Consider the following 13,804-nt stretch of genomic DNA (forward strand, 5'->3'; position numbering starts at 1 on the left):
CGCACGTCAGACCGCGCCGCCTGACTGCCGCGTCACCCAAATTCCCGCGTAGCTCGCTACTGCCGCGGGGAGGCTGTTGTGTTCGAAATAGATAATCAAAGAAACATGTCGCAACTGTAGCGACCACCATGGCGACCGACGTAGCCTCGAAGAGGTTTTGCACCCAAGCGGGGCCGAACGCGGCCAAACCCGTATAGTCCATCACGCACCTCGTCTTAGCGGAAGCCGGCGAAATTGAAGGTTAGCCGCTGCGCCAAGCATGTCTTCCCCCGAACAGGTGAGATGAAGCGGAAGCGAGTACGGACGCGACCTCGGATCGGACACGTTTGCAACAACACAAACGTCATCTCGTGGATTATCAGCGCGGCGACGTCGTCAGGGCTTGACGAATTAAACATGTCAACATGGTGGTCGGCCCTATTGGGTAGTCCGGGTCGTGAAAACATTTCCAACTATGGCCTAACCCAGCAGACCTGATAAGCAATCAATTACGCTGATGTTTACTCAGCGGGTGAGGGTTCATTATTTGCGCATCGTGTGACCTCCCCATTCGGTTACAAAAAGGCGCACTCAAAACAACGGGCAGTGCAGGCATTTGGGTGAATCGTTTTTGCGCGCGTTTCAAAAGTTAGCCGGCGACACGCGAGAGAAGAGCCACGAGCTCCCCTTGTCGGCATGTCCCTGTCTTGGCGAAAATCGACCGAAGGTGTGAGCGCGTCGTCAGTCTTGAGATCCCGAGCTGATCTGCGGCTTCGGACAGGTCGGTCCCACTCGCCAGAATGCCGGCCAAGCGTGCTTCTGCGCGTGTCAGACCGAAGGCGGTCTGCAGCATCTCAGGATCGGCTCCATGGTGCCGGTTTGGATCGATCAGGAACAACACGGCCGCTGCATAACGGCAAATTCCCACTGTCGCCGTGGAAAGGGGCATGGCTCGGGCAAGGAGCGGATGTTTGCCGTTTAAGCGAGGTAGTCGCACCGCAAGGCAGGTGGAATGCTCGTGCGGTGGAACTGGCGAGATTGCGCACGAGATCAAAGCGCGCAGGGACTGTTCAGCGGAGCGACATCGCGCGAAGAGCCGTCCTCCCCGTACGCCGAGAGCGGCCGGGTAGAGGTTAGCCGCCGCGGCGTTCATGCAAGTGACCATGCCTGAGCGGTCGAGTAGCATCGCCGCCCTGCCCAGAAGAGCGACGCCGTCCAGCATGCCATCAGCAGCGGCGTCGCCAGAGGCGAACGCGAGCCGACCGACGCCGAGGAGATCAACGTCATCGGAGCACTCGACCCGAGCGAAATCACGTGAGGCGCACGACGTTTTTGGCTCTGAAGTGAGCGCATGATTGATCGAGAGCAGCATCAACGGCCCTATCCTCATCGTACTTGCTTATTCAGACCGGATATTTGCGGATTGGCCTCCCCCGAACGGGGGAAACGTGACAAAGTCATTGGGGCGAAGCGCGTCCGGTCCCGTCCTACATGCAAGCGCAGGACGGGCGGGTCGCGGAAATTATCGCCGATCGATGCCGGGGTGAGACCCATGGGCACACAAGATACGACTGACGAAATCATCGACCGGATCTACGATGTTGCCGTTGACCCGGAGCGGTACGAGGCCATGCTGGACGTGTGGGAACGCCGTCTGTCCGTCCTGAGACGCGAAGCCGAGGCTGGAGCGCGAGCCCACATCGCGAACGACGTCGCGATTCAAGCCCATGTCGATCGGGCCAGCATCTTCCTCCAGCGACTCTATGAGACGAAGGCCACCACCGAAGGATTCCCCATCGACAAGGACGTGAAGGCCGCCTTCCTCGTCGGCAGCGGTCTGTCCATCGATCAGGCGAACCGGGCCGCCGCAGACCTTCTGGGAGTCCGCAGCGGTGATGGGCTCAATCAACTCACGCTCGCCCCGGAGGATGTTGCCGCGCTTCGTACTGCCCTTCGTCGGACTATAGCTGCCGAGGGGACCGAGTCGTTGCTGTTGCGCTTCGTCTCGGTTGCGAGTCACCGTCCCATCATGTTCCATCTCGCGCGGCGAGCGACGGCCGGTGGACCGGCCACGGTCCTGGTTCGAACCACTGAGGTCGGTTGGCCCGAGCACCTGTCACAAACCATCCGAGACGCGTTCACGCTCACCCGAGCTGAAGTCGACGTTGTGCGTGCGCTTGCCGAGGGCAGCTCCGTCCGGGAGATCTCCTTGTCAAGCGAACGGTCGACCGAAACCATCAAGTCGCACCTCGCATCGATCCTGGCTAAGACCGGCACGCGCTCACAAGCCGAGTTGATCCGCATCACGCTTGGATTGATGGACGTCGTCGGCGCGACCGCACGGGCGGAGGACTCGTTCAGCGGTTCCCAGCACCTGAGCCCTATTGCACCCAAGACCATGCGAATGCCCGACGGACGGCGCTTCGACTGGATCGAGTTCGGATGCCCGGGTGGACGCCCTTGCCTCTACCTGCCGATCGACTATGGCCTGGTGCGCTGGCCTCGAGCCGCCGAACTCGCCGCCTTCCGGAGCAACTTGCGCGTGATCACGCCGGTGCGCGCCGGCTATGGCTACTCCTCGCCTCAACCCAGGACGGTGAAGAACTACGCCGAGGCGACAGGCGCCGACCTCCAGCGGCTTTTGGACCATCTCGGCGTTACGCGTTGTGCCATCCTGGCCCTTGGGGCCGATTTCCGCTTCGCGCTGGCCCTGGCTGTCCTTGCACCAATGCGCGTCACGGGGATTTACGGATGCTCGGCAGCCCTCCCGGTCATGACGGCCGCCCAGTACGATCGCATGGGAAAGTGGCATCGCTTCATCCTGGCGAATGCAAGGTATGCCCCACAGATCCTCCCCTTCCTAGTCAAAGCCGGGTTCGCCCTGGCGCGTCGGATTGGCAACGAGCGCTTCTTTCGATCGGTGCATGCAGACTCAGCCGCCGACATGCGAACGTTCTCCGTGCCCGAGGTCCGTGAAGCCATCCTGCTCGGCTCCGAGGTCTGCTTGGGCGCGACCCATTCGGCTCACGACGCGTTCGCACGGGAATGCATCGACAGCGAGACCGACTGGTCGCACCTAGTCTACGGCTGCAGAGTGCCGGTTCGCCTGTTGCAAGGCGCTGAGGATCAACAGACGCCGGCCGAAACCATCCGGGAATTGATGACCATGTTTCCGACGCTCGACATCGAGATCTTGGAAGATGCCGGAACCCTGATCTTCTTTCAGCACTGGCCGCGTATTTTGCAGGAACTCGAGCAGATGCTACCCGCGAAGGCAACCTGATGTTCATAGTGCAGACATGAGGAACGACACGGCTTTAACCATCAGAACGCACCCCATAACGGAGCCGAGCGTCCTTGCCGCACGATTATAATGCACGGTCAGAAAAGGCCGTGAGAACACAAAGGCCAGAGTGCTGAACCATGCCAGCGCCATCAGAAAGATCATGACGGCGACGATGAAGCAGTCTCCGTGCTCGGTGCGTCTGACCGCCAGCGCGGCGGCCGTGAACGATGCAAAACTGACCGGGTTCGTGGCAGCGGCGATGAAGCCGGTCATGAATCGTGTTCGCGCGATGTCAGACGAGCCAGGTTGCCCAGCTTTGCGGGCTTGCATGAGCGAATGACAAAGGATTTTTAACCCCATGACGAGCAGGATTAAGGCGCAGCCTACTCGACCCGCGCTCATCAACTCGGGCGAAGTCCGGAGCACGGGCGCAGCTTGAAGAATCGTGGTGGCGAGAACCCCCGCTCCGCATGCTACACCCACAGCGACGAGGCTGGCCTCGCGCCGTGTCGTCGAAAGCCCTGCTTCGCAGACGACGACAAAGCTCGGCCCCGGTATCAGGATGACATTGGTATAGGCTGCCGCGAATGCCGCGATCTCTGCAGGTAACGTTGCCCCGGCCTCGCCCATGATCTGCACCTTGCCTCACGTCGTTGCGCAACCTGACTCATCCGGCGTGAAGCCGTGCTCCGACCCAACTGAGAATGGCTCGAAGGCTTAGCCGCATGCGCGAGCGTTGATTGCTAAGTCGACCTGGCGGTTGTTTCGACCTTACGCCGCAAACCGTAACCGACAGCGCCTAAAGCCAGCAGCGCCGCACCGAACATTGGTGCGGAGGCCGGAAGAGGGACCGAAGAAACAATTGTTCCGCCGCCGCCCGAAGCTGCGATCACGAACGCCCGATCAATCACCACATCTTTGGCGTTGTACTCGCCGCCAGCATTGCTAGGAACCGGATCGGTGGGCGTATCCGGTGTGTTGAACGCAAAGCTCACAAGGTAATCGCCAGCGGTCTCAATCTTTGCCTTTCCCGTGTGAGAAGACCATGAGCCGGGGGAAACACTCGACAACTTGAAGCTGGTGAGCTGAACCCCGGCAATCTGAGCCGTAAGCACTGCATCGTGCGGCTGCGAGGCACCGTTCAATGTGTCATAGCTATCGAAGCCAATTTTGTAGCTTCCTGGGGTCAAGTAGACATATTGAGAGAGTGAGAGGTTCTTGGCTTCGTCACTGACAAAGTAGACGCCGTTCGCTCCCGCCGCGTCGGGGCTGGCCGACGATGCATCGTCGACTGGCACAGACTCGCCCTGCGCCCCGACAGGGTAAAGCCCCGTTTGACCGTACGCGATTGCAACCGGGCCGTAACCGTCGAAGACTGAGCCACCCACGGACCAGCCACTTGGGGCTACCCCTGTTGTGCCCTCGAAGCTGCCGTTCGTCACAAGGTTGACCACCGAAGCAGCCGCCGGCCCGACAACTCCACAGAGCGCAGCGGTTGTGATGATACCGTAAAAGCTTATGGATCCGACGAAGTTCACGAGTGACCCCCTCATTTGCGATGATTTTCGTCTTTGAACCTCCTTGAAGCTGAGTGATCCGGCATCCTCCAATTGAAGGAGAAGGCCAAACTTCGGCGCAATCGCGAACGACAGCAATGTCAAACCAAGGACGACCGGAAGCGATCGGCATCGCTGGCGCCATATCCGCTTGTTTCCCGTCCCGTGCCGAAACCAGACAGACGCATTTCGGCCATGATGCGCCAATAGCAGACACCAGCATGTTGCCGGGAAGCGGACATACGGGCGCCCGCGTCAGGCGGGGCCGCTCCCGACCGATTGTGTTGAAGAACTCGGATCGTCTGCACCGAGGGGAACGGCGCTGATTGAGCGATCAGGCTTCCGATCAGGCTCTCACGCTGGCGCGGGCCTTTGTACCGGGATGCTCGCGCTCCGGCTCGGCGGCGACCTGGTCGACGCTTGAATGGAGGCGTGGGACAGGGGGCCGGCATGACGCGAGGTCCTTCGCAGTGGACTCGGCAGGCTCGCCGGGTCGATGCCAGCAGGACAAGGGCTGGCCGCGGGTGTCGCGGCGCTCTGGGCTGACCTTGAGGATTACGGACTTCTTCCAGGGTAGGCCGGAGGTCGGCCTGTGCGGTAGGGAGGGTTGCTGGGGGGCCGGTGGCGCAACGGTTGGATCCCAGTCGCCGCCAGCGGGGGTTGCGAGTTGCCGGAAGGTTTATGCCGCCGTGCTCCCTGCATGCTATCTAGCAGCGAGAGGAACGGAACGGCAGATGAAGGTCTACATCGCGAACTTCGGACGCGAGAACTACGAGTGGCCGGTCTGCAAGTCGCGCGGCACCGTCGCCACGATGAACGACGTTGGCATCCAGCCTCTTTGGGCAGCGGGTAACCGGGAGGGCTACCTGCAACGTGCCATGCTCGGCAAGACGGCCGCCGGTATATCGCCGCCCAAGACGGTCGCATCGCGCTGGTTCAATCTCATGACCATCATCGCTGAGACCGAGCACGACCTCTGGATCCACCGCCAGAAGGACGAGCTCTGGTGGACGGTCTCGACCGCGGCGCCGCCCGCCTTCGAGGAGAAGGTTGAACCGGTGGGCGATCGCCCGACGGTGGTCGTCTGCCATAAGCCTTGCGGGCCGTGGTCTGACCTCAACCGTGCCGGCAACCGGCTCGACTGGAACGCGCTCCATCCGAAGGCCAAGGAGTTCCTGTTCACCGAGGGCACGCTGCAGGCGCTGGGTCCGGATAACGCTGACTATGCGCTCGCGCTTGTGAACGGCGACGATCTTTCGCGGTGGCACTCGCGTCCCGAATGGAAGAAGAAGACGACGGCGAAGATCGGCAAGGGCGGTCCGGGCACGATCTACAATGGCAGGCAGAAGGCGGCCTGGCGGATGGCCGATACGGCGATGAAGACCGTGGCGCACTCCAACGGCCAGCAGGTGCTCTCGACCATGAAGAACAAGGACCTCGGGTTCGCCAGCCAGATCGAGTTAGAGAAGTACATAATTGGCCTGCTCGATATTCAGGAAGGCATCTGCGCCCTGACCGACCTGCCTTACTACCTGGATGGCGATACGGAGGACCGGGCTATGCTGTGCTCGCTGGACCGGATTGACAGCTCCGGACACTACGCGCGCGGCAACCTGCAGATCGTCTGCCGCTTCGCCAACGAGTGGAAGGGCAGTAGGGACAACGCTGATTTTCGCCGGCTGATCGGTGCCGTTCGGTCGGTCCAGGCCCTAAGCTGAAGCGAATCGCGCGTTCGCCCGGACCAGCACGCTCTCGACCACCTCGTGCGACTCGCCGCCGATCGCATCGCATTGCGCGAACATGGCGTCGTTGACGTCTCTCACCTGCCGCTCGGTGGCGGTTTGGATCCCGAGCCCGGAAGAGCGCGGCACCATCTTGATCGCCGCGCGGGATGCGATGGGCAGCCAGAGATCGGCGCCCGGACGCGTGATCAGAAGCACTGATGTTGGGCGGCTGACCGTGACCACGGGTTGGCTGCCGATGACGAACGGCTCCTGGTCGTCTCCGATGAGCACGATATCGAATCGGCATGTGCGGAGGACTGCCGCAACTTCCGGGCTCATCGGGGAGGCAAGGGAGTCCACGATGGTGTTCTGACGCAACCGGGACGCGGCCTCCGGGCCCACCAGCGATTTCGCCTCGTCTCCCGTCAGCGGACGGAACTCTTCAATCCATTCCTTAACGTACCGTTCGAGGAGCGGCGCGAAGTTCTCGTATCCGTCGATGCCCTGGATGAATTCCGGGGTCCTGATCCACTGGTAGTAGAAGAACTCGACGACGTCGTCCCGGAGCGCCTGGGCACCGGACATCGATCCAGACTTGGCCGCCGCGACGACCGCGTCCAGAGCCGCGGACCAGCGACCTTCCGAACCGCTGAACCGCTCCTCCTGTTCGGCCGTCTTCACGCCGTGCTTGTCGGTCTTGGAATACCCATGACCCACCACGAAGGCATTGTTGGTCTTGCTTCTCCGTATGCCCGGCTCTTTGTCCCGCTTGCTGTAGATATACAGATCGGCACCATTGGAGGTGAACCTACGCAGGATCATCTCGGGCACGTAATGGTGCCGTTTGCGAACGGGTTTCGGTTTCGTGGTCTGCAGGGGTCTATCTTTCAGAAGGCGACTATCGCGGGCCATTGCTTGAGCATCTGACGCGGGTCGGGCCGTTTAACCGTCCGATGTGCGCAGCTCCACGCTCAGACCCGCAGCCATCACGTGATAGGCTCGGGCGCATTGTGCGCGCGATGCGGCCGAGGACGCCCTTCACGGTGATGTCCAACTGCGACTTCTCCTGTTAATCGGCGGGGGCGACGAAGTCGACGCGGTCGTCCGAGATCAGCGCGTGGATCTTGTCGAGGTCGCGGCTGCTGCGGCCTGGGTCGTAGACCGCGATCGAGTAGCCGCCCTGGTAGGTCAGCATCTTCATCGTCGGGATGTCGGTCTCACCATCGCCGACGAAGATCATCCGCTTGAAGGGGACCGGCCTTTGCGCCTCGGGCGTGAACCGGTTGACGGCGGCGCTGTCCCAGTGATTCTCAATGCTTTTGTTGATGCGAAACATATACTGGGTCTTTGTCGTGTAGTTGATCCCGACGCCGGGCTAGTGCACTGACTCAGACGGATGGTTCAGTTTGAGTTTTGTCGTGATCGCCTTGGCGGTTGCGGTCCAGCGGAAGGGTTTTGGGTTCCTGTTTGCGGCAGCAATGTAGCGGATGATGGCCTGTTCGAGGTCCTCGACCGAGCGGAAGACGCCTCGTTTTAGGCTCTGCCGAGTGAGCTTGGAAAAGAAGCCCTCAACGGCGTTCAACCAGGAGCACGAGGTCGGCGTGAAGTGGAACGTCCATCGCGGGTGATCGGCGAGCCAGGCCAACACGTTCGGATGCTTGTGAGCGGCATAGTTGTCGAGGATGGCGTGGATGACCTTTCCGGCTGGCACGGATCGCTCGACCGTCGCGATGAAGCGGATGAACTCCTGATGCCGATGGCGGGGCACGCAGCGGCCGATCACCTTGCCTTCGAGCACGTTGAGGGCCGCAAACAAGGTCGTGGTGCCGTTGCGCTTATAGTCATGGGTCATGGACGCGCACTTGCCCCGCTTGATTGGCAATCCGGGCTGGGTACGGTCGAGCGCCTGAATCTGGCTCTTCTCGTCGATGGACATCACCACCGCATGGCGGGGCGGGTCCATGTACAGGCCGACGACATCATCAAGCTTGGCGGCGAACTCGGGATCGGTAGAGCGCTTAAAGGTCCTGATCCGATGCGGTTGCAGCTTATGGGCCTGCCAGATGCGCTGAACGGTCCGAAGCGACAGATTCATAGCCCTTGCCATGGCGCGGCCGGTCCAGTGGGTGACGGCCCCGGGCGGTTCGCGCAGGGTGCGCTCGACGACCGCATGAACTTTGGCCTGCGGCACCGGCGGGATGCCGGGCGGACGGGTTTTGTCCCGCAGCAGACCCTCGACACCCTCTTCGGCGAAACGCTGCTGCCAGCGCCAAACCATCGGCCGACTGATGCAGACCTGCTTGGCAATCTCCAGCACCGGCAGACGCTCCGCCGAGAGCAGGACGATCTGCGCCCGCTGAATGTGCTTCAAGGGTCGGCCGCGGTCCTCGATGATCCCTTGAAGCCCGGCACGATCTTCGGCCGAGAGAAGAAGCGAGACGGTTTGGGCCATGCCCGCAGACTCGCACGAATTGAACGCCCTGCGAATCCTCCGTTTGCGTCAGTGCACTAGGCGGCTTGGCCATCCTTGTAGATGAACTTGGACGCGAACACGTTGCGGAACACGTCGGAGATCGGGCAGCCGCGGATCATCTCGTCGATCCCCGATGAGACGATGTAGTGCTCGAGCGCCAAGCCGAGCCCCGCCGCATGCGCGTCGACCCGCTTGAACCATGAGCGATCGGCGAGTCCCGGGAACAGTTGGGCCTGCTCGCCATGTCGTCGCAGTGCGTCGAGCGACACCGTGATGCGGGCCTCGGCCGCCTTCTCGAGCATGAGGTGCATGTAGACGAGGATCTCGTCGGCGTCGTGCTCCCGGGTTCGGTCCTTTACCTCGGCCCAGAATGCCTCGCGCGACATGCCGATGTCCGGGATGAAGCTCTGCTCCTGCAGGTTTCCCCCAGCGAGCGTCCCGTCGAAGTCGTAGATGAGGGCTGTGCGCTTCAATCCGGTCATGCTTCTGGTTCCCTTGGGGCCGGGTTCGGATCCCCCCTGCGCCGTCATGCGCTGCACGCGAGCCCCGGCTCCTCCTTGAGGCAGACGAGGTCCGCGGCCTCGGCGGCCGCATCGTCGTCGAACACTATGTCGAAGCCCGCCTGGACGAAACGTCGGGCCGCAGCCCGCTAAATGGAGTCCCGCCGCTCCCGGCCTTCGTTCCAGATGATTCCTTCGGAAGGTCCACGGCCGCCCGTTCCCCGGGCTCGAAGCGCGCCTCGTCGATTGAGAGCTCCTGCGGGTGCTGCGGCTGGATGAGCAAGGGCGGGTTGGCGGAGGGCTCCGCTTTGGAAAGACGGTCTATGCGAAGCCCCCCTGCGCCGCTTTCAGGGCTTTGTCCGGGCTCCCGCCCGTCGTATGGCGGACCCGCTCGACCAGGGGCAGCGTGCTGGGATTGAGCTCGCGCGCATGGCCGATCGCCTCGGACCGGGGCGGGCGCACGGCGCTCGCCCGCTCCGAATTGGCCTCCTCACCGCCCGGACATCGTTGACGGACAGTGGCAGCGCCAGAACAAGGATTTCAGGCGGTTCTCGAAGCTGCTCGGCCATGGATCCATACGCCCGCTGTTCCCCGGCTTCGAGCCGGCGGCATGATGCGCCGGTGCGCGCCGGGAACTCTTGCCCCAGCGCGCACCGGCCTTGCCTTAGTGCTGAACGCGTGAGCCAGCCCTCGGTCTCGCTCGCGATGGGGGCGTCGATGATGGCCGTCATCAGGCGCCCCTCCTCGCCCTCGTGGTAGACCTGCTTGGTCGAGTCCAGGATGCCGACCTTGGTCTCAGACGTTTCCTCCAACCACGTCGGGGTCGCGCACATGCGCCATCCATCGGCTTCTTTACATTCGATAGTTTCTAGCTACTTCGGCATGCTTCATAAGCTCCTCTTTCAGACACTCTTCGTGAATACCCGCATCGCTTTCACGGGCTTCGCGACGATCCCGTCAGCCATGCGCGACTCCTCAGCCCGCTGATATGGATCGAGCTATGTCTTCGTTCTCACCCTTCGTCATCGGCGCGCTCGTGGACGTGATCACGGGGGGCGCCGGCAACGATACGGGCCCGCCGATCGGCAACTACCGGTCAGGGCCCATGTTGGAGCAGTTCTTCCTCGACTGCGGCGTGGACATGCGGATCGGCGTCCTCTCCCGTGTTCCTGCGACGAGGGAATGCCTGCGCCGCATCGCTCAGCATGATCCTCCGGCGCTCGTGCGGGTCATCGAGCGGGTAGCCGATCCCCGGGGATACGTGAGCATGCCGGAGAAGGGGCATGCCGTCGTCGCGCACCTGAACGGGGCGTTGGAGGGCGATGGCCTCGCTGTGTCGATCGCCGGCGGGAAGGCCGAGCTGGTGCAGCGGACCGCTTCTGGTGCGGCGGTCATGGCCGTGGCCGCCAAGATCGCGGTGCTGGATTTCGACACCGTGCAGCGAGACATCTCGCGGGCGCAGAAGAGCATCGACGATGATCCGGAGGACGCCGTCACCGCAGCCTGCTCGCTCATCGAGTCCGTTTGCCGCTCGATCCTCGTCGAGCTCCACCTCGCCCTGCCCGCCAAGAAGGACGTCGACGGCCTCATGAGAGCGACCCAGGACGCCTTGAACCTCTCGCCCGGCCGTTCGGACCTGCCTCCCGAGATCGAGCTGGATGTCCGCCAGATCCTCGGCGGGCTTACGTCCGTGGCGAAGGGGGTGGGCGCCCTACGGACCCACGGCGGCGACGCCCACGGAAGGGAGCGCGGCTTCAAGCGGATCGATGCCCGGATCGCACGACTGAGCCTGAACGCCGCGAGCTCGGCGGCCCTGTTCTTGATCGAGACCTGGGAGCGGCAGCAGCATCGCGCGCTCCCGCTGCGCGAGGATGCGGCTCCGTCGGCATAGCCAGGTCGACGCTACGAGCCGCGCCGCTGCATCACCTCGAGAGTGGGCGCGTGCGTGCCAGTCGCGGGCGACCCCTGATGAAGCCTCTGGAGATGCCCGCGTCGTAGTCCCTCGCCAGGACGTCGATGTCATGGAGCAGCGCGCCGATGGCGGCCCGCCAGTCTCCGGCGAACTCTCGCAGGACCGCATCGACGCCGTCATTGGACGCCGCCTCTGCATGGTCGCCTTCAGGCTCGCTCAGATCTGGCATGGTGGCGCCCCCATTCGAGAACATAATAGGAACGTTCGCATCGGCAGTCGAGCCAGCCGAACCGGCTTTCCACGCCCATGGGCGGCACCCGCTCTGTTGCCGTGTTGCTGGGTTTTTCCTGCCTGCCCCGCCGCCCGATGATGACGAGGGCCCATGCGTCAAGCGCCGGCCCAGGGCAGGATCGGCCGCCGTCGCGAATATTCGGTCCAGGTCGACAGGTCCAAGATCAGCCTGTACTTGTCCCGGAGCCTTTCGAACATCAGGCGGTCGCGTCCTTCAGGCCTGCCATCCGGCGCCGGGTTGGAACGCAGGTATTTGCCGAGGACGCCGAGGAGGAAGTCGGGCGCGCTGACGCCGAGGTGCGGCTTCGACACGAACTCGACGAAGACGTTCCGCGGGCGGCGGTCGTCGCGAACCTTGAGTTCGTCGAACGCACGCCCGATGCACGCCCTCACCCGCTCCTCCGAGACCTTGCTGTTCCGCTCGCAAACGATCAAGGCATACTGGCTTTCGGCAGCCATCAGACGTCGGCGGATCATCGCTCCAAGGAGCCGCAGGTACGTGTCCTCGTATTCGCCGGGCCTCTCGCAATCGGCGAAGGCGACATAGCCTTCGAACGGCAGCGCGGCGAGGAGCTTGATGTAGTCCGAGCGAAGGTCCTCGGTGGCATCCGCATAGTGCAGCCCGCGACGGCGAAGCGCCGTGGCATCGCCCGGAGCCCACATGTCGGCGAGGACGGCTTCGAGCAGCTCACCGCCTTCGGCCATGATGCGGGGACCATGCTGGCTCACGGCCATGCCCAAGGCGAGCACCCTGCTGCCTGCCTTATCGAATTCCGCCTCGTCCACAAAGATGTGGAAGGGCGCCCGGTGCTGGCCATGGGGGACGAAGCTCGGCTTCATCCCGTTTTTTCGGAGTATCGCCTTCCACTTTGTCCTTAGCCGGGCCGCCATCCTCGGCTCATGATAGGCAACGAAGCGGACCATGCCGTCGATCCGGTTGACCTCGTGCTTGATGAGGCCGTCGTCGTTCACGCCGCCGTGCCGCAGGTGGTCGGCAATCCCGAACTTGCGCGTGTAGTACAACTCCTGGCGCAGCCTTCGCTTCTTCGAGCGGGGCACGTGCGGCTGCGCCGGGTCGGTGATGCTGAGCCCCGTCACGAAGTGCGCCTGCCCCAGCTGGGAACGGTGCGTCTTGTCTTCCGCCAGGGCGAAGCCGTTCGCGCGCAGGATGAGGCGGACCTTGTCGATGTCGGGCAGGTCGGCATCGCCGGAGAAGCTGAGGTCGTCGGCGTAGCGCGTGTAGGTCGATCCGGTGTCTCGCGCCAGCGCCTGACATTCGACGTCGATGGGCAGTGCGATCGCGTTCGAAAGCACTGGGCTGGTCGGTAGCCCAAGGGGCAAGGAGCCTCCGATGGTCATGAACCGGCCGAGGAGGTCGGAGACCGGCGCGGTGACGCCGAGCGACTGGAACAGGCCGGTGATCCGCTCCGTCGCGATGGTCGGGAAGAAGTCCTTGATGTCGAGCGACAGGAGCGAGCGATGGCCTGCGTGCGCCATGGCATTCTCCCGGATGTTACGGCCTAGCCGGTAGCCGAAGGCGCAGCCGTGCGGATATCCGGGGACCGTCAGTCGGAAGAACGACTCGAGCCAACGGGCCAGGGCCTTGTAGTGGGGCTTTGCGCGGGTGGGCTCCCACACCGTCCGCAGCCCGCGCGCCCTGTTCTTCTTGGGGATGTCATGCCGGAAGAACATCGGGATCGTCAGCTCGGCGGCCGACCCGCTCGACTCGGCCGCGCCGGGTTCGACGGCGGGCGGAGGCTCGAACGCGAGCACCGCCTCGAAGATGTCCAAGTCGATGTTGAGCGCGGCGATCAGGGCGTCGCGGGTCGTGACGCGGCGGAGATCGTGCTGGAAGGGCATCTATCGGAAGGCCGGCGGGGCGGCAGGCCACACGAAGCAAGTGGTACTGTATGCAGCAGGCGCGACTCGCGCCTTGAACCTTGTCGTCATGCCGCCCCTGCACAGAACATAGCCGCCTTGCCCGCCGATGCGCAATGATCCAGCGAGAGATCTGCGCCGAGAAAGGGGGGTGCCGTCGCGAAGCGTGTTGGAATTCAGTGACGCAGGGCGGTGCTGCATAATG

At 63.2% G+C, this 13,804-nt stretch carries 12 protein-coding genes; 3 read left to right on the top strand and 9 right to left on the bottom strand.

The window, feature by feature from the left end:
* Positions 1-628 precede the first annotated feature (628 nt).
* A complete protein-coding gene (locus tag P7D22_RS19880) occupies positions 629-1,351 on the bottom strand; it encodes a helix-turn-helix transcriptional regulator (protein WP_319936000.1) in 723 nt (240 codons plus the stop codon).
* Between the two features lie 180 nt (positions 1,352-1,531).
* Here P7D22_RS19880 and P7D22_RS19885 point away from each other — a divergent pair, with 180 nt between their 5' ends.
* A complete protein-coding gene (locus tag P7D22_RS19885) occupies positions 1,532-3,262 on the top strand; it encodes a LuxR C-terminal-related transcriptional regulator (protein ID WP_319936001.1) in 1,731 nt (576 codons plus the stop codon).
* Between the two features lie 3 nt (positions 3,263-3,265).
* Here the strand turns inward: P7D22_RS19885 and P7D22_RS19890 are convergent, their stop codons facing one another.
* On the bottom strand, positions 3,266-3,895 hold the full coding sequence (locus P7D22_RS19890) for a LysE family translocator (protein WP_319936002.1): 630 nt from the start codon (positions 3,893-3,895) through the stop codon (positions 3,266-3,268).
* 113 nt (positions 3,896-4,008) lie between these two features.
* Positions 4,009-4,920 carry a hypothetical protein gene (locus P7D22_RS19895; protein WP_319936003.1) on the bottom strand — a complete coding sequence of 304 codons (912 nt, stop codon included), beginning with the start codon at positions 4,918-4,920 and terminating at the stop codon, positions 4,009-4,011.
* Between the two features lie 635 nt (positions 4,921-5,555).
* Here P7D22_RS19895 and P7D22_RS19900 point away from each other — a divergent pair.
* On the top strand, positions 5,556-6,539 hold the full coding sequence (locus P7D22_RS19900; protein WP_319936004.1) for a hypothetical protein: 984 nt from the start codon (positions 5,556-5,558) through the stop codon (positions 6,537-6,539).
* Here P7D22_RS19900 and P7D22_RS19905 read toward each other — a convergent pair.
* The 4 genes from P7D22_RS19905 to P7D22_RS19920 form a co-directional block, all read right to left on the bottom strand.
* Positions 6,531-7,376: a DUF4238 domain-containing protein gene (locus P7D22_RS19905; protein ID WP_319936005.1), complete on the bottom strand. Its 846-nt coding sequence runs from the start codon at positions 7,374-7,376 to the stop codon at positions 6,531-6,533. The genes P7D22_RS19900 and P7D22_RS19905 overlap by 9 nt on opposite strands.
* 238 nt (positions 7,377-7,614) lie before the next feature.
* The gene (locus P7D22_RS19910; protein ID WP_319936006.1) at positions 7,615-7,881 is read right to left on the bottom strand and encodes a hypothetical protein; all 267 of its coding nucleotides are present in this window, start codon (positions 7,879-7,881) and stop codon (positions 7,615-7,617) included.
* A gap of 39 nt (positions 7,882-7,920) precedes the next feature.
* Positions 7,921-8,997, bottom strand: a complete 1,077-nt coding sequence (locus tag P7D22_RS19915) for an IS630 family transposase (RefSeq protein ID WP_319936007.1) — start codon at positions 8,995-8,997, stop codon at positions 7,921-7,923.
* Between the two features lie 56 nt (positions 8,998-9,053).
* A complete protein-coding gene (locus P7D22_RS19920; RefSeq protein WP_319936008.1) occupies positions 9,054-9,500 on the bottom strand; it encodes a haloacid dehalogenase-like hydrolase in 447 nt (148 codons plus the stop codon).
* A gap of 1,018 nt (positions 9,501-10,518) precedes the next feature.
* On the opposite strand from P7D22_RS19920, the gene P7D22_RS19925 reads away from it, so the two are divergent.
* Positions 10,519-11,409 carry an abortive infection family protein gene (locus P7D22_RS19925; RefSeq protein WP_319936009.1) on the top strand — a complete coding sequence of 297 codons (891 nt, stop codon included), beginning with the start codon at positions 10,519-10,521 and terminating at the stop codon, positions 11,407-11,409.
* 31 nt (positions 11,410-11,440) lie between these two features.
* On the opposite strand, the gene P7D22_RS19930 is transcribed toward P7D22_RS19925, so the two are convergent.
* The gene (locus P7D22_RS19930) at positions 11,441-11,659 is read right to left on the bottom strand and encodes a hypothetical protein (protein ID WP_319936010.1); all 219 of its coding nucleotides are present in this window, start codon (positions 11,657-11,659) and stop codon (positions 11,441-11,443) included.
* A 158-nt stretch (positions 11,660-11,817) separates the two neighbouring features.
* On the bottom strand, positions 11,818-13,581 hold the full coding sequence (locus tag P7D22_RS19935) for a reverse transcriptase family protein (protein WP_319936011.1): 1,764 nt from the start codon (positions 13,579-13,581) through the stop codon (positions 11,818-11,820).
* Positions 13,582-13,804 lie beyond the last annotated feature (223 nt).

Source organism: Lichenihabitans sp. Uapishka_5 (genome assembly GCF_033947565.1).
Taxonomy (GTDB): Bacteria; Pseudomonadota; Alphaproteobacteria; order Rhizobiales; family Beijerinckiaceae; genus Lichenihabitans.